Origin of the sequence: Eubacterium segne (genome assembly GCF_014287775.1) — a bacterium.
Classification (GTDB): domain Bacteria; phylum Bacillota; class Clostridia; order Lachnospirales; family Lachnospiraceae; genus Eubacterium_G; species Eubacterium_G segne.
The window spans coordinates 64313-80816 of the sequence record NZ_JACOOZ010000002.1; the positions used below are offsets into that span (position 1 = coordinate 64313).

The window sequence follows — 16504 nt, forward strand, 5'->3', positions numbered from 1 at the left end:
TTTTTTGTTTTTTATTCAAAGCTAATAAACTTATTTTTAAATACTTCTATATTCTTTTCCACATCTCCCTTATATACAGCAGAGCCTGCTACAATTACATTTGCTCCTGCATCAAGAGGTATACATACATTTTCCGTATTTACTCCACCATCTACCTGAATCAAGGTATCTAACCTGTATTCATTTACTATGGCATTTACTATTTCAACCTTTTCCGTACATTCATCTATATAAGACTGACCTCCAAAGCCCGGATGAACAGTCATAATAAGTATCATATCCACCTTATTAATGTAAGGAACAATGTCATCAACGGGAGTTTCCGGATTACATGCCAGTCCTGCCTTGATTCCTAACTTATGAATTTCATCAATGGTTTTTTCCACATCCTCACATGCCTCCACATGAACAGTAACCATGTCTGCTCCTGCCTCTTTAAACTGCTGTAAGTAACGTATTGGTTCCTCAATCATAAGATGTACGTCAAAAAATTTATTAGTTAGACCTCTTATGGCTTTGATTACAGGCATTCCAAAGGAAATGTTTGGCACAAACATACCATCCATTACATCTATGTGAATCCAGTCACAGCCTGCCTTGTCTATTCTTACTACATCTTCTCCTAACTTTGCAAAATCCGCTGATAAAATTGACGGTGCTAATTTAATCATAACGCCTCTCCTTTTCCTTTAATTCATTGTACATTAATTTATAGTTTTCATATCTGCTTTCATCTATATGTCCACCGGCTAAAGCCTCCTTTACGGCACAATCCGGTTCGCTAATATGGGCACATCCCACAAACCTGCATTTATCCTTATACTTTTCAAATTCACCATAACAGTCCTCAAGACTTTCCTTAGTCATTCCCGGAACATATAATGAGCTAAATCCCGGTGTATCAAAAATATAAGTATCGTCACCTACATAGAATATTTCAGAATGTCTTGTGGTATGCTTTCCACGTCCTATTTTTCTGCTTACACTACCTGTTTCCATTTTGTAATCCTTCGTTAAGGCATTAAGCATAGATGACTTTCCAACTCCTGAAGGGCCGGCAAAAACAGTACTTTTATTTTTTAAAAGCTCCATTATGCTTTCCACACCTTTTTCTTCCGTGGCACTGGCAAACATCACCTTATACCCTGCTTTTGAATATATACTGTCTAGCTCATTCATGAAATCTTCGTCTGATATATCCATCTTATTAAAGCAAATTATGGTGTCTATATTCTGATATTCCATCATAACAAGAAATTTATCTAACAGATTAAGGTTAGGATCCGGCTTTTTTAATGCAAAAATAATCATTGCCTGGTCAATATTTGCCACGGCCGGTCTTATAAGCTCGTTTTTTCTGTCACATATTTCAATTATATTGCCCTTTTTCTCTTCCTGATTAATAATGTCCATAACAACATTATCACCTACTAAAGGCTTTATATTTTTATTTCTAAATGCACCTTTTGCCTTGCACTCATAAACATCACCGTTTTCAATGCAAACATAATAAAATCCGGCTATTCCTTTTACAATTTTTCCTGACACCTGATGTCTATTGTTTTGATTTTCCAACTTATACTTCCTTTAACCATCAAAAGAGCTGTAGCTACTGCTTCAGCTCTTTTATATTCTTTATATTATTTTAACTTAACTGTTCCGGTATGAATAACCTGACCGTTTACCATAAGTTCAATGGTAGCCTTGCCCTTCTTATCTCCTGTAAGCTCTATTGTGTAATCTCCAGGCCACGTTGAAACATCTGCATACTTAGGATCAACCTTTTGTAATACACCGTCAAGTGCCACATTAACAACACCTTCAGTTATAGGATTTCCGTCTGCATCATGTAAATCCTCCAGGGCGAAAGTATAGCTTCCTGTATATTTCGGTGCATCTTCCGAGCCTTTACTTACCACAAGACCTATGGTTCCACCAAGAGGCATCTGATGACCTGACTTAACAGTCTGCCTTATTACATAACCTTTCTTTACAGTGTCGCTATATTCTTCACTTACATTTCCAATTTCAAATCCACTAGATGATATTTTCTGCTGTGCTTTTGCCAGTTTCATATTAACAAGACTTGGAACTGTTGCCGTTTTTTCTTCACTTTCCTGACTTCCACGGCTAACTACCAACTTAACAATATCTTTCTTATTAACAGATGCATTTTCTGTTGGTGAACAGGAAATAACAGTACCAATGGTATTTCCACTAAATTCGTATGTTATTTCATATTTTAATCCTACACTGTCTAATTTAGAAATGGCACTGTCTAAATCAGATCTACTTATACCTGCAGGAACCTGTATTCTTTCAGGACCTTTGCTGACAATAAGCTTAACAGTTATATTTTTATTAACTACACTGCCCGGTGCCTCAGACTGATTAACAATCTGGTCTGCCGCATAAACATCACTATATACATAATTTGAGTCATACTCAAATCCAAGACTCTTTTCATTAAGAGCTTTTTCAGCTTCATCAGAAGACATACCAAGAACATTTGGCACAACCGTCTTTCTTGGGTCAATAGTCTGGATTTCATCTCCTGACATATCCTTTGGAAGCTTTATGCTGTTATCACTTAATACCACCGTCAAAATAACAGCCACTACCATTAATGCCGCAATACCTGCTATTACACCACCTATAGTTACGGCTTTGTCCATTTTAGGCGACATGGCATCAATATCATCCACGTCCTCTTCCGGTTTCTCCGGGCTTGTTTTTCCGGCTCCTTTTCTTATCTGATTAATCTCCTCATCAGTAATCATAACTGTGGTTCCTATAGGTCTTGTAGCATCAATCTGTACAAAATCCACATCCGGTTCCGTAAGAGCCCTCTTTAAATCTGCTATAAGAAGAGAAATTTTCGGATATCTCTTGTCTGATTTATTTTGTGTACATTTTAAAATAATTTTTTCAATGCTTACCGGTGCCTGAGGAATATATTCCCTGATACTTGGCACTGAATTCTGAATGTGTTTTAAGGCAATGGTAACAGTAGATTCTCCATCAAAAGGAACCTTGCCTGTAATCATTTCAAACATTGTTATTCCAAGAGAATAAATATCGCTTTTTTCGTCAACGTACTTTCCTCCTGCCTGTTCCGGTGAAATGTAATGAACTGAACCCATTGCATTTCCGTTAATGGTATTGGAACTTGTAGCCCTTGCAATACCAAAATCCGTAACCTTAACCTTTCCCTCTCTTGAAATCATTATATTCTGAGGTTTAATATCCCTGTGAACAATCTGATTATTGTGGGCACACTCTATTCCATTGGCAATCTGAATGGCAATGCTTATGGTTTCCCTTGCAGAAAGTCTGCCTTTCTTCTGTATATAACTTTTAAGGGTAATTCCCTCTATTAATTCCATAACTATGTAATATAGTCCGTTGTCTTCACCTACATCATATACATTTACAATATTTGGGTGAATAAGACTTGCCGCAGACTGGGCCTCTACCCTGAATTTTGATACAAAATTCTTATCTTTGCTGTATTCCTTTTTTAATACTTTTATAGCTACATTTCTATTTAATTTATGATCCTTGGCTTTGTAAACATCAGACATACCGCCTGCACCTACTCTGCCTATAATTTCATAACGGTTATTAATAAAATTACCTTTTTCTAACATGCTCTACTCCTCGCCAATTTCAGGTTCTATCAGAATCGCTGATATATTATCTTTTCCGCCGTTCTCATTTGCCTGTTTAATCAGTTCACGGACTGCATCCTCAATGCTGTCATTATCTTTTACAATTTTCTTTATGTCATAGTCCTCCACCATATTTGTAAGTCCGTCTGAACATAAAAGCAACTTGTCACCATTTTCCACTTCTATTTCAAAAATGTCCGGAGTGGATGTTTTGTCATCTGCCACTCCTATAGCTTTGGTAATAACATTTTTCTTGTAATGAGTTCTTGCTTCTTCTCTTTCTAAAACACCCATTCTAACCATATCTTCCACCAGTGAATGGTCTCTTGTAATCTGCCTTATGTCTCTTCCTATCAAATAGAGCCTGCTGTCTCCAACATTTGCAATATAAACATGATTCTCAACTAATGAGGCTGCAACAAAGGTGGTTCCCATACCACTGTAATCTCTGTTGGAATTTGCCATATCAAATATATCTTTATTTACTGAAATAATTCCCGCATCTAATATGTTGGCAGGATCTGACATATGGGTAGTGCAGGCATATTTTACAAATCTTTCAATGGCTTCCCTTGAAGCCACGTCTCCTGCCTTATGCCCCCCCATACCATCTGCAACAATAAAAAGGTTAGGGAGCTTTCCTATTGGTTGTGTAGATACAAAAATACTATCCTGATTAATAGTTCTCATTAAACCTACATCAGTTTTTCCAAATGCATTAATTTTAATATCTGCCAATGATTTTCCTCCCTTCTAATCCTTTAATATTTTTCCGGACATAACCTCATTTCTAAGCTGTCCGCACGCTCCGTTAATGTCTCTGCCCATTTCTCTTCTTATAGTAACATTTATCTTATTTTTTTCAAGTATTGATTTAAAATGTTGTACCGCAGCTTTATCCGGCTGGGTCATTTTCCTTTCTTTAATGGGATTTACAGGAATAAGATTAACGTGGCAGTTTATTCCCTTAACAAGACCTACCAGTTTAAGGGCTTCCTCCGTATTGTCATTTACTCCTGCAACTAAACTATACTCAAAAGTAATTCTTCTTTTAGTTTTGTTAAAGTAATAAACGCAGGCATCTAAAATTTCATTTATTGAATATTTGTATGCTATAGGCATTAACTTCTTTCTTGTTTCATCATCTGATGCATGAAGGGAAAGTGCCAATGTAATCTGCGGATGCATATCTGCTAAACGTTTTATGTTAGGCACTATTCCACAGGTTGAAAGAGTTATGTTTCTCTGACTTAAATTCTTTCCGTTTTCGTCTGTAATCATTTCAATAAATTTTGTTACATTATCAAAATTATCCAAAGGCTCACCACTGCCCATTAAAACAATGTTAGATACCTTTTCATTTATGTCTCTTTCAATGGAATAAATTTCATCAAGCATCTCTGACGGAGTCAGGTTTCTGTCTAATCCCTTAAGGGTTGAAGCACAAAACTTACATCCCATACGGCATCCTGACTGGGTAGATATACATACTGAATTGCCATGATGATAACGCATCAGAACACTTTCAATAACAGAACCGCCTTTTATTTCTGATATGTATTTTCTTGTGCCGTCAATTTTTGAAACTAAAACCTGTATCTGATTTACATTTCTTATTTCATATTCCCTGCTTAACTTCTCCCTTAAGCTTTTGGAAATATTAGTCATTTCATCAAAGCTTCTTACGGTTTCCACGTGAAGCCATCTGTATATCTGACCTGCCCGAAAGGGCTTTTCACCCATTTTCGTTAATTCTTCTTTTAATTCTTTTAAATTATATGACTTAATATCTTTTAATTCACTCATATTTTCTTAAATGCTGATACGAAAAAACCATCCATACCATATTCTCCCGGATAAATTTGTACATAACCCTTATCTCCGCCCAGTTGCTTTGGTAAAATGCCTGCAAGAGAAACCGGGGTAAGGGGGAGATTTTCCGTTATCCACCTTACATTTTCATCATTTTCATATTTATTAACGGTACAGGTCGAAAAAACCAGTGTCCCGCCTTTTTTTAAATATTTACATGACACCTGCAAAATCTGTCTCTGTAATTTAACAAGTTCCTTTATTTGTGCTAATGACACATTGTATTTTATGTCATTTTTCTTTCCCATAACTCCAAGACCTGAGCAGGGCAAATCCGCCATTACCACATCAGCAGCTTCTATGGATTTTTCATCTAAGACTGTTGCATCCATCACGGTTGTTTTAATATTTTTATAACCCATCCGTGATATATTTTCATTTATCAGGCTAATTTTATATGGTGTTAAATCCCTTGAGTCAACCATTCCTGTCTGCCCCATAATATCAGCCATATGCATGGTTTTTCCACCGGGAGCTGCACATACATCTATAATGTAATCACCTTTTTTAGGATTGGCACTAAGTCCCGCCATCATGGAGCTTAAATCCTGAACTGTAATCATTCCCTTTGAAAAAGCCTCTAAGCTGTTTAAATTATCGTAACCCCAAATTAATAATGCCTTGTCATATAGTGGGCTTTTTTCCACCTTAACACCACCGTTTTCTAAGATGCTTATTACTTCTTCCACTGTAGCCCTGCCGGTGTTTACCCTTACTGTGGTTCTTCTGTCAGAATATATGGAGGTAAGCATTTCCTTTGTTTTATTAATGCCATATTCCTGTATCCATAATTTAATTATCCATTCCGGCATGGAATAATTCACTGAAAGTTTTTTTTCCTCATTAACAGGATATTTAATATCCTCTATATTTCTTGCAATATTTCTAAGAACTCCGTTTACAAAGCCCTTAAGTCCCGAAAATTTTCTTTTTGCCACTAACTTTACCGCTTCATTACACACTGCCGAAACCGGAACTGATTTCATATACTTTAACTGATAAACAGAAAGTCTAAGTATATTTCTTATAACCGGCTTCATTTTTTTAACAGGTGTTTTTGAATAAATGTTTATAATATAATCAAGTTCAATTTGTCTCTCTAATGTTCCCTGAAATAATCTGGTAATAAATGCTCTTGTCTGTTTATCAATGTCCTGATACCCGTCTAGTGTATTTTTAAGCACTATATGACTTTTTTCACCATTTTCAGTTTTTTCAAGCATTGTTAATACCACATTTCTTGAATTAACATTACATGAGACATTTTTAGTCATCTTTTCTTCCTCCAAACAGTATTATAAGTCTTAAGAGCTGTAAAATTGATGATGCTACCGCTGCCACATAAGTAAGGGCTGCCGCACCTAATACTTTCCTTGTATATTTAAGCTCCTGACTTCCAAATATGCCTGTACTTTCTAATACTTTTATGGCTCTTCCTGATGCATTAAACTCTACAGGAAGAGTTACTATCTGAAATATTACTGCCAATGAAAAGGCAAAAATACCGATATTTATTATTGTCTGTCCTGTTCCCTGTCCAAAGAATATTAATCCTGCAATTATAAGTACCCAGGACAATCTTGCTCCCCAGTTTGCAAAAGGAACCAATGCATTTCTCACTGCAATAGGTGTATATCCCTTCTGATGCTGCATTGCATGACCACATTCATGAGCTGCAACACCTATGGCTGCCACACTGGTGCTGTTATAAGTAGCATCTGACAGACTAAGTACCTTATTTGAAGGATTATAGTTATCTGTTAAATCCCCTGAAACATGTCTTATCTGTACATCATATATTCCCTGAGATTCCAATATTTTAGCTGCTGCCTGTGCCCCCGTAAGTCCTGAATTACTTCTGTATCTTGAATACTTTTTAAAGGTTGAGTTTACATGTGCTGAAGCTGCCATGCAAATCACCATACCTATAATAATCAAAATATATGTTGGGTCAAAATAAAATCCATATAGCATAAAAACACCTCCTAGTATATTAATCTCCCAAATGGTGTGCATTTATTTCATATCCGTTTAAAAATGCAGAAACTTCCATTCTCTTCTTTCCTTCCAGCTGTATTTCCTGTAAAATCAGAAAATTTTCTCCTGTTGCCACCTTAATGCCCCTTTTTGAAACTTCCATTATTTCTCCCGGAGCTTTATCTGTAGAACCTTCCTCTACCTTTGCCTTCCAGATTTTAAGAGTTTTTCCATTAAGGGTTGTATACGCACTTGGCCATGGATTTAATCCTCTTATTAAACGTTCAATTTCCACTGCAGGCTTTGAAAAATCAATATTTCCCAGTTCTTTTGTTATTTTTCCCGCATAGGTGGATAAGGAATCATCCTGCTTAGTTCTTTCTGCTGTGCCTTGTTCTAACTTGTCAAGAGTTTCTATTATAAGCTTTGCCCCCTCTTGAGACAAGGCATCAAACAGGCTCCCTCCTGTTTCGTCATCTCTTAATTTAACTACACTTTTATCTATAATGTCACCTGTATCAAGACCTTCTGCCATATACATTGTGGTAACTCCTGAATACTCTTCACCATCAATAACTGCCCACTGTATAGGTGCAGCTCCACGGTACTTAGGTAAAAGCGATGCATGCACATTAACGCATCCGTATTTTGGCAAATCGAGAATTTCTTTCGACAAAATCTGTCCAAACGCAATCACCACAATTACATCAGGCTTTAGATTTCTTAAAATTTCCACAAACTCCTTATCTTTTACCTTTCGTGGCTGATATACCGGAATATTAAGCTCCACTGCCGTTTCCTTTACAGGAGTAAACTGCATTTTGTGACCTCTTCCCTTTGGTCTGTCCTGCTGGGTAACAACTGCCGTTACATCATGCTTACCGGCTATAGCCTTTAATGCAGGTACGGAAAAATCCGGTGTTCCCATAAATACTACTTTCATGTATTCACCCCCTGACTATTCTTCATTATTTTCGTACAACTCTTCGTTGTCGTATAATTTTCCTTCCACCTTATCTACATACATAACTCCATCTAAGTGATCATTTTCATGAAGTATGCATCTGGCTAACAATCCTTCTGCCTCTAATTCAAATTCTTCCATGTTTTCGTCTAAGGCTTTTACCTTTACATTATTAGCTCTTGTAACCATTCCTGATTTTCCAGGAACGCTCAAGCATCCTTCATATCCTGCCTGAATGCCATCTCTGTCTATTATTTCAGGATTAATAAAAACATATGGAACGCTGTTTCCCTCCTCATCTCCACAGTCCACAACAAATATTCTCTTTAAAATTCCCACCTGTGGTGCCGCTAAGCCTACACCATTTGCCTCATACATGGTATCAAACATATCTTCAATTAATATCTTAGTACGGGAATTCATTTCCTTAACCGGCTTGCATACCTTTCTAAGACATGGTTCTCCTAATTCTCTTATATTTCGTATTGCCATTTTCTTCTCCTTAAATAAATTGTCAGTTTATACTTTAAAATCAAATTGTACATTAATATTTTTGAAATTTTGTGAACAGTTTATTACATCTTCTAAACTATCTTTTAAATCTATTAATTCTTTTCTTGTTATTCCCTTTAAATATATTATTCTTCTATGAACATCATTAACCTTTGAAACCGGTGGTTTTGCCGGGCCTATAATCATAAGCTTATTATAATGTTCATCTCTTTTCTTCTTTATGATTTCAGTAATATATTCCGTGGCAATGTTTAATTCCTTTTGGTCTTTTCCCTGTAAAAATACGGAAATCATATTTGCCACCGGAGGATATGACATAAGCTTGCGGTAGGCTATTTCCTCCTGATAAAACTCCTCATAGTCCTGATGACTTGCAGCTTTTATACTATAATTATCCGGGGAATATGTCTGAATAACCACATCTCCTAAGCTTACTCCTCTTCCGGCTCTTCCTGCCGCCTGACATAAAAGCTGGAAGGTTCTCTCTGCTGCCCTGTAATCAGATGCATATAAAGACATATCTGCTGCTAAAACTCCCACTAAGGTTACGTTAGGGAAATCATGCCCCTTAACAATCATCTGGGTTCCCACTAGTATATCTGCTTCGTGATTGGCAAAAGCTGAAAGTATTCTGTCATGGCTTCCTTTTTTAGATGTGGTATCTGCATCCATTCTAAGAACTTTTGCTGTGGGGAACATTTTCTTGACTGCCAGTTCTATCTGCTGGGTTCCTATTCCAAAGCCACCAATATTTTTAGAGCCACATCCCGGACACAATCCCGGCATCATTTCCGTGTGTCCACAATAATGACATACTAATTTTCTATTGGTGTGAAGTTTTAAGGTAACATCACAGTGGGGACATTTAATTGCCTCACCACAATCCCTGCAGGATACAAATCCCGCATATCCTCTTCTGTTAATAAACAGCATTGTCTGCTGTTTTTTCTGTAATCTGTCTTTAATTAATTCACTTAATTTTACACTAAATATAGACTTATTATCATTTTTTAACTCTTCCCTTAAATCCACAATTGAAACTGTGGGAAGATTTCCTTTTTCCCTTGATGTAAGTTTATGAAACTTATATATGCCTTTTTTTGCCCGGTAATATGACTCAAGAGACGGTGTGGCTGAACCCAAAACAATGGCAGCTCCCGTATCCACACCTCTTTTTTGTGCTACTTCTATGGCATGATACTTAGGCACCGACTCGCTTTTATATGCACTTTCATGCTCTTCATCTATTACAATAAGTCCCAAATTTTTAAAAGGTGTAAAAAGTGCTGACCTGGGGCCAATCATTATGCTGATTTCACCCTTCTTAGCCCTTTCAAACTGGTCGTACTTCTCTCCTGCAGACATTCTGGAATTTACAATGGACACCTTTTCCTTAAAACGCCTTGTAAATCTCATAACTGTCTGATAGGTAAGGGCAATTTCCGGAATAAGTACAATGGCAGACTTTCCATTTTTAATGGTATAGTCAATTAAATCCATATATACTTCCGTCTTTCCGCTTCCTGTAATTCCATGAATCAGATGAACATTAGGGAACTTAGACGGTTTAAAATTCATGTTTTTTTTTATTTCTTCCGCAACACATCTTTGTTCATTATTAAGAACAATGTCATACTCCGGCTGACTGGTAACAGTAACGGGATTTCTATAATCAATATCCGCATTAACAACAATATCTCCCTGGATTTCCATGGATTTTATCGTACTGTCAGATATATTTAATTTATCTGTTACAAGCCTCCTAGAAATATTATCATTGTCAATTAATTCCTTAAGAAGTCTTATTCTTGCTGTAGCATGTTTTTTGGTGTATTGTTCAATCTTCTCTAATGCTTCATCTTTAGTCATATTAAGAACAATGGTTTTATTTTCCTTTGCCCTGACTTTGTTTTTTACAGGTATTACGGTTTTTAATGCCTGATTCATGGTTGAACCGTAGTTTTCTTTTATCCACCATGCCAGTTTAATAAGCATGCTTTCCACTTCCACTGCACCTTCAATAACAGAGGATATTTTTTTCATTTTGCTTACATCAAAGGATGGTTTATCAGTTACCTCAATAACATATCCCTTTATCTGTCTGTTTCCCCTGCCAAAGGGTATCATTACCCCTGTGCCTGCAAAAATGCGGTTCTCCAATTCTTCAGGTATTATATATCCAAAAGGATGGTCTAACTTTTCGTGAGAAATATCAATTATAATATTTGCAAACTTCATTTTGACCTCCTTTTAATCTCCGCTGCATTTTGGACATTAGCTTTTATAGATTAATTTATTTTTTATTTAGCTCTACACTTCTTAAACAGTTTACCAACAACATAGTAACTGTCATTGGGCCTACACCTCCCGGAACAGGTGTTATGGCTGATACCTTTGGCTCCACTGACTCAAAATCCACATCACCACAAAGCTTACCGTTTTCATCTCTATCCATTCCTACGTCAATTACCACGGCACCTTCTTTAACATAATCAGCTGTTACAAATTTTGGTTTTCCAATAGCAGCAACTAAAATATCTGCCCGCTTTGTAACTTCCTTTAAATCCTTAGTTCTTGAATGAGCAATTGTAACTGTGGCATTTTCCTTAAGCATTAAAAGTGACATAGGTTTTCCTACAATATTGCTTCTTCCAATTACTACACACTCTTTTCCTTCAATATCTATGTCACTGCGTTTTAACATTTCAATAATTCCTGCAGGAGTACATGGTAAAAATGTATCTTCTCCAATTACCATTTTTCCTACATTTACAGGATGAAATCCATCAACATCCTTTGTGCTGTTAATTGCAAGAAGTACCTCACTTTCATCTATATGCTTTGGAAGGGGAAGCTGAACTAAAATGCCGTTTACGGTATCATCTTCATTTAATTCCCTGACAATATTAAGTAACTCTTCCTGAGTAGTTTCCTCCGGCAAAGCTAAGGTTCTTGAATTAATACCTACATATTCACAGGCTTTTTCCTTATTTCTTACATAAACTGCAGATGCCGGGTCGTTTCCCACCTTTACAACTGCTAATGTAATGTCAATTCCTTTATTCTTATATTCAGCTACCTTTTCCTTTAATTCATCCTTTATTGCTAATGAAATAGCCTTTCCATCTATTATTTTTGCCATTTCCTTTTCCCTCTTTTCCGGTAAATTTTATGTTTTAGAATAATCCTTCTATTTTGCCATCATCAGTCAAATCAATTCCATATGCTGCCGGCTTCTTTGATAATCCAGGCATGGTCATAATGCTTCCGGTAATTGCAACTACAAATCCTGCTCCGGCAGAAATATATACTTCACGGATATTTATTGTAAATCCTGTAGGACGTCCTAACTTAGTTTTGTCATCTGACAGTGAATACTGTGTTTTTGCCATACATACAGGATAATCTCCATATCCTAACTTTTCAATATTGGCAATGGCCTTTTCAGCCTCAGGAGAATATGTTACTCCCTCTGCTCCATATATCTTTGTGGCAACAGTTTCAATTTTTTCTTTAATGGACATATTATCAGGATATAAAGGCTTGTAATTTGACGGCTTATTTTCAATAGTATCAATTACTTTCTGTGCTAAAGCAACTCCGCCTTCGCCACCTTTTGCCCAAACTTCTGCTAATGCGAACTCACATCCACGTTCTTCACAGAAATTCTTTATAAATTCATATTCAGCTTCCGTATCTGTTACAAACCGATTTAATGTAACTACTACAGGAACTCCAAACTGCTGTAAATTTTCAATATGTTTTTCAAGGTTTACAATACCCTTTGCTAAAGCTTCAACATTTTCGTTGGATAATTCATCCTTTGATACGCCACCATTATATTTTAAAGCCCTTACCGTAGCAACTAATACTACACAATCCGGCTTAAGGCCTGCCTTCCTACATTTAATGTCAAGAAATTTCTCTGCTCCTAAATCAGCGCCGAAGCCTGCTTCCGTTATTACATAATCTGCCATTTTAAGAGCTGTTTTTGTAGCCTTTACCGAGTTACATCCATGAGCAATATTGGCAAAAGGTCCACCATGTACTAATGCCGGTGTATGCTCTAATGTCTGAATAAGGTTTGGCTTCATGGCATCCTTTAAAAGAACTGCCATTGAACCTACTGCCTTAATATCCTTTGCAGTTACAGGCTCTCCGTCATATGTGTATGCAACAATTATCTTTCCAAGTCTTTCCTTTAAATCTGCGTAATCGTTGGCAAGACAAAGAATTGCCATGATTTCTGATGCCACGGTAATAACGAAATGATCTTCTCTTACAACACCATCTACTTTTCTTCCAAGACCTACTACTATATTTCTTAAAACTCTGTCATTTATGTCAACACATCTCTTCCATACAACCTGATTTGGGTCAATATTTAATTCATTTCCCTGCTGGATGGAGTTGTCAAGCATTGCAGCAAGTAAATTGTTAGCTGAAGTTATTGCATGGAAGTCTCCTGTAAAATGAAGGTTTAAATCTTCCATTGGAACAACCTGAGCATATCCGCCACCTGCAGCACCACCTTTAATACCAAAGCATGGTCCTAATGACGGCTCTCTTAAAGCTATCATTGCTTTTTTATTTAATCTTCCAAATGCCTCTCCTAAACCAACAGTTACTGTTGTTTTTCCTTCTCCTGCAGGAGTCGGATTTATGGCTGTAACAAGAATAAGTTTACCATCTTCATTACCTTTGATTTTTTCATAGTATTCATTGGATATTTTTGCCTTATACTTTCCATATAACTCAATATCATCCTCTGTTAAACCTATATTCTGTGCTACCTCTTTAATCGGAAGCATGACTGCCTCCTGTGCAATTTCAATGTCTGATTTCATAATTTTAATATCTCCTTCTTATTGATTATCGTTTTGTAAACTAGCTTCAAATTCATCTAAACTCATAATAACCTTTCTAGGTTTATTCTGTTCCTCCTGACCTACAACCCCTGCATCATAAAGCTGTTCCATAATACGTGCCGCTCTGTTAAAGCCCACTCTGAACTGCCTTTGAATCATACTAGTTGAGCCCTTTTGCTTTTCTATGCAAAGCCTTCCTGCTTCAGCAAATAACGGGTCTTTATCCCCTTCTGCTCCACCGGAAGCCTCCATATCCGTAGTTAATTTTACACCAATGGTTTCGTCATATTCAGCTTCTCCACTGTTGTTTTTAATATATTCAACAGTATCAAAAATTTCCTTATCCGATACATATGCTCCCTGTACTCTCACAGGTTTAACATATCCGGCAGGATAAAACAACATGTCACCATTGCCTAAGAGCTTTTCAGCTCCGTTCATATCTATAATTGTTCTTGAATCCGTTCCTGATGCCACAGTAAGGGCAACTCGTGAAGGAATATTTGCCTTAATAAGTCCCGTAATAACATCTACTGAAGGACGCTGAGTTGCAATAACCATATGAATGCCTGCTGCTCTGGCAAGCTGTGCTAAACGGCATATTGCCTCTTCCACTTCCTTAGCTGCCACCATCATAAGGTCAGCTAACTCGTCAATTACAATAAGTATCTGTGGCATTTTTTCCGGTGGATTATCTCCTGAAAAATCACCGCTTTCCACCTTTGCATTGTAACTTCCAATATCTCTTGCCCCTACATTGGCAAACTTCTTATATCTGGTGGTCATTTCTGCCACCGCCCAGTTAAGAATGCCTGCCGCTTTTTTAGGGTCTGTAACTACATCATATAATAAATGAGGTATTTTATTGTATACCTGAAATTCCACAACCTTAGGATCAATAACAATAAGCCTTACGTCTTCCGGTGTTGTCCTGTAAAGAATACTCATTAATATTGAGTTTGTAAATACTGACTTTCCTGAACCTGTAGTGCCTGCAATAAGCATATGAGGCATTTTGGCAATATCAGCCACAACTACTCTTCCTGCAATATCCTTACCTGCCGGAAATGCCAGCTTCGACTTATGCTCCCTTAATTCCTTTGAATTTAAAAGTTCCTTTAAATATACAGGATCCCTTCCCTCATTTGGAATTTCAATTCCTACGGCAGCTTTTCCCGGTATAGGTGCTTCAATTCGTATGTCCGCCGCTGCCATATTTAACTTTATGTCATCTGCAAGACCTGTTATACGGCTAACCTTAGTTCCCATTTCAGGTTGCAATTCATATCTTGTAACTGACGGTCCCTTACTTACATTTGTCACTTCTACCTTAACTCCAAAGTTTGCCAAAACCTGTTTTAGTTTATTGGCTGTCTGCATAAGGGATGCTTTTGTTATACCGCTTTTGCTCCCGGGATTATCCTTAAGAAGACTGTATGGTGGTTTCTTATATTTCATTTTCTTTTTAGACGGTGCTATTATTTTTCCTTCTGAAGATGCCTTAGGCTGTTGTGAGCTGACTTCTTCTGCCGCCGGTGTTTCAGTGGCTACTGCCTCCCCTACTCCAAAAGGCTTTCTCTTCATAGTCTTTTTAGCCTCTTCACTTACTATCACTCTTTCCTTTGGTGTAAATTCACCGTCTGTAGCATGTTTATCAGCTTTTGGTGGTTCAGGTTTGTCAAGGCCATCTATTTTAACCTGCTTATTGCCCTGATTTTCTTCATAGGTATATACAATTTCACGGTCAAGGGGCATTTCATCTATGTCACTTGGGGTATCATCCACTCCGTCAATATGTATTTCGTGAACCTCCTGTTTATTATCCTCTAACTTCTCCCCTGGTAAACTATCTCCACCAACAGTAGTTTCATTAAAGTCCACACCGATTTTTTTCTGTCTGGCAATACTTCTTTCTTTTTCCTTTTCAATCCGCTTCTGCTCTCTTCGTACTGCCGTGGCTTCTTTTCTGGCTTTTGTATCTTCCACTGCACTTTCATAGGCACTTTTTCCCTTTTTCTTAAGAAAAGACATAATAGACTTTTCCGTTAAAATTACTATGCATATAATAAGTACAACAAAAGTTACAATGTAGGCTCCTGTAAGTCCTAACAGGGAATCCATAAGATTTCCTAATGCTCCCCCTACAAGACCTCCGCCAAATTCGCCTTTAGAGCCATATTTATAATATTTTAAAACATCTATTCTATTGTCACTGTAACTTAACAAATCAAACAGCAGACACATATTAATGTATAATAGCACCACTGCCACTATCTTAGAGATAACCTTGGTGTTCATATTATTATATGCCACAAGTCCTATTGTTACTGCCAGAAATACAGGAAAAACATATCCCATCCATCCGAAGCATCCAAGCATTGCATCCCTTAATGTGTTTCCCACTATGCCACAAATGCCAAAATTGCTTAAGAATAAAAACAGTGCCACAGCTAAGGATATCCACAAATAAACCTCCTTTACGATTATTTTGCGTTTCTTAGCCATCTGGGCGTTTTTCCTTCTTGTTTCCGCAGCCTTACTGCCACCGGTTTTACTGCCACTGGTTTTGTTTCCACCAGTCTTACCTTTACTGCTATTTGTTTTTTTGCCATTACTTTTTTTCTTCGTATCGGCCAATA

13 protein-coding genes are annotated in these 16504 nt (G+C 37.0%); all 13 read right to left on the bottom strand.

Annotation, left to right across the window (positions count from 1 at the left end):
* Nucleotides 1-11 precede the first annotated feature (11 nt).
* Nucleotides 12-671, bottom strand: a complete 660-nt coding sequence (rpe, locus tag H8S00_RS02725) for a ribulose-phosphate 3-epimerase (RefSeq protein WP_118588990.1) — start codon at nucleotides 669-671, stop codon at nucleotides 12-14.
* Nucleotides 664-1575: a ribosome small subunit-dependent GTPase A gene (gene rsgA, locus H8S00_RS02730; protein WP_021953324.1), complete on the bottom strand. Its 912-nt coding sequence runs from the start codon at nucleotides 1573-1575 to the stop codon at nucleotides 664-666. The genes rpe and rsgA overlap by 8 nt, the downstream gene beginning before the upstream one ends.
* Nucleotides 1576-1640: 65 nt before the next feature.
* Entirely contained in the window at nucleotides 1641-3650 is a 2010-nt protein-coding gene (gene pknB / locus H8S00_RS02735; RefSeq protein WP_186839947.1) for a Stk1 family PASTA domain-containing Ser/Thr kinase, read from the bottom strand.
* A gap of 3 nt (nucleotides 3651-3653) precedes the next feature.
* Entirely contained in the window at nucleotides 3654-4409 is a 756-nt protein-coding gene (locus H8S00_RS02740; RefSeq protein WP_243169544.1) for a Stp1/IreP family PP2C-type Ser/Thr phosphatase, read from the bottom strand.
* A gap of 15 nt (nucleotides 4410-4424) precedes the next feature.
* Nucleotides 4425-5477, bottom strand: coding sequence for a dual-specificity RNA methyltransferase RlmN (rlmN, locus tag H8S00_RS02745; RefSeq protein WP_186839948.1), 1053 nt, complete (start codon nucleotides 5475-5477; stop codon nucleotides 4425-4427).
* On the bottom strand, nucleotides 5474-6817 hold the full coding sequence (gene rsmB / locus H8S00_RS02750) for a 16S rRNA (cytosine(967)-C(5))-methyltransferase RsmB (RefSeq protein ID WP_118588988.1): 1344 nt from the start codon (nucleotides 6815-6817) through the stop codon (nucleotides 5474-5476). Before rsmB ends, rlmN begins: the two co-directional genes overlap by 4 nt.
* Complete coding sequence (locus H8S00_RS02755) at nucleotides 6810-7517, bottom strand: zinc metallopeptidase (RefSeq protein WP_118588987.1); 708 nt, start codon at nucleotides 7515-7517, stop codon at nucleotides 6810-6812. The genes rsmB and H8S00_RS02755 overlap by 8 nt, the downstream gene beginning before the upstream one ends.
* Before the next feature lie 19 nt (nucleotides 7518-7536).
* A complete protein-coding gene (fmt, locus tag H8S00_RS02760; protein ID WP_118588986.1) occupies nucleotides 7537-8463 on the bottom strand; it encodes a methionyl-tRNA formyltransferase in 927 nt (308 codons plus the stop codon).
* Between the two features lie 15 nt (nucleotides 8464-8478).
* Nucleotides 8479-8976 carry a peptide deformylase gene (def, locus tag H8S00_RS02765; protein WP_118588985.1) on the bottom strand — a complete coding sequence of 166 codons (498 nt, stop codon included), beginning with the start codon at nucleotides 8974-8976 and terminating at the stop codon, nucleotides 8479-8481.
* A 27-nt stretch (nucleotides 8977-9003) separates the two neighbouring features.
* The gene (priA, locus tag H8S00_RS02770; protein ID WP_186839949.1) at nucleotides 9004-11235 is read right to left on the bottom strand and encodes a replication restart helicase PriA; all 2232 of its coding nucleotides are present in this window, start codon (nucleotides 11233-11235) and stop codon (nucleotides 9004-9006) included.
* A 55-nt stretch (nucleotides 11236-11290) separates the two neighbouring features.
* Complete coding sequence (folD, locus tag H8S00_RS02775) at nucleotides 11291-12139, bottom strand: bifunctional methylenetetrahydrofolate dehydrogenase/methenyltetrahydrofolate cyclohydrolase FolD (protein WP_021953333.1); 849 nt, start codon at nucleotides 12137-12139, stop codon at nucleotides 11291-11293.
* 34 nt (nucleotides 12140-12173) lie between these two features.
* The gene (locus H8S00_RS02780; protein WP_021953334.1) at nucleotides 12174-13844 is read right to left on the bottom strand and encodes a formate--tetrahydrofolate ligase; all 1671 of its coding nucleotides are present in this window, start codon (nucleotides 13842-13844) and stop codon (nucleotides 12174-12176) included.
* Nucleotides 13845-13862: 18 nt separating this feature from the next.
* On the bottom strand, nucleotides 13863-16502 hold the full coding sequence (locus tag H8S00_RS02785) for a DNA translocase FtsK (protein ID WP_347497881.1): 2640 nt from the start codon (nucleotides 16500-16502) through the stop codon (nucleotides 13863-13865).
* Between the last annotated feature and the right edge of the window lie 2 nt (nucleotides 16503-16504).

Coding starts and splice junctions, on each gene's coding strand:
- def (WP_118588985.1), bottom strand. CDS start 8,976: ATGGCAATACGAAATATAAGAGAATTAGGAGAACCATGTCTTAGAAAG.
- rsmB (WP_118588988.1), bottom strand. CDS start 6,817: ATGACTAAAAATGTCTCATGTAATGTTAATTCAAGAAATGTGGTATTA.
- priA (WP_186839949.1), bottom strand. CDS start 11,235: ATGAAGTTTGCAAATATTATAATTGATATTTCTCACGAAAAGTTAGAC.
- pknB (WP_186839947.1), bottom strand. CDS start 3,650: ATGTTAGAAAAAGGTAATTTTATTAATAACCGTTATGAAATTATAGGC.
- rpe (WP_118588990.1), bottom strand. CDS start 671: ATGATTAAATTAGCACCGTCAATTTTATCAGCGGATTTTGCAAAGTTA.
- folD (WP_021953333.1), bottom strand. CDS start 12,139: ATGGCAAAAATAATAGATGGAAAGGCTATTTCATTAGCAATAAAGGAT.
- H8S00_RS02780 (WP_021953334.1), bottom strand. CDS start 13,844: ATGAAATCAGACATTGAAATTGCACAGGAGGCAGTCATGCTTCCGATT.
- fmt (WP_118588986.1), bottom strand. CDS start 8,463: ATGAAAGTAGTATTTATGGGAACACCGGATTTTTCCGTACCTGCATTA.
- H8S00_RS02755 (WP_118588987.1), bottom strand. CDS start 7,517: ATGCTATATGGATTTTATTTTGACCCAACATATATTTTGATTATTATA.
- rlmN (WP_186839948.1), bottom strand. CDS start 5,477: ATGAGTGAATTAAAAGATATTAAGTCATATAATTTAAAAGAATTAAAA.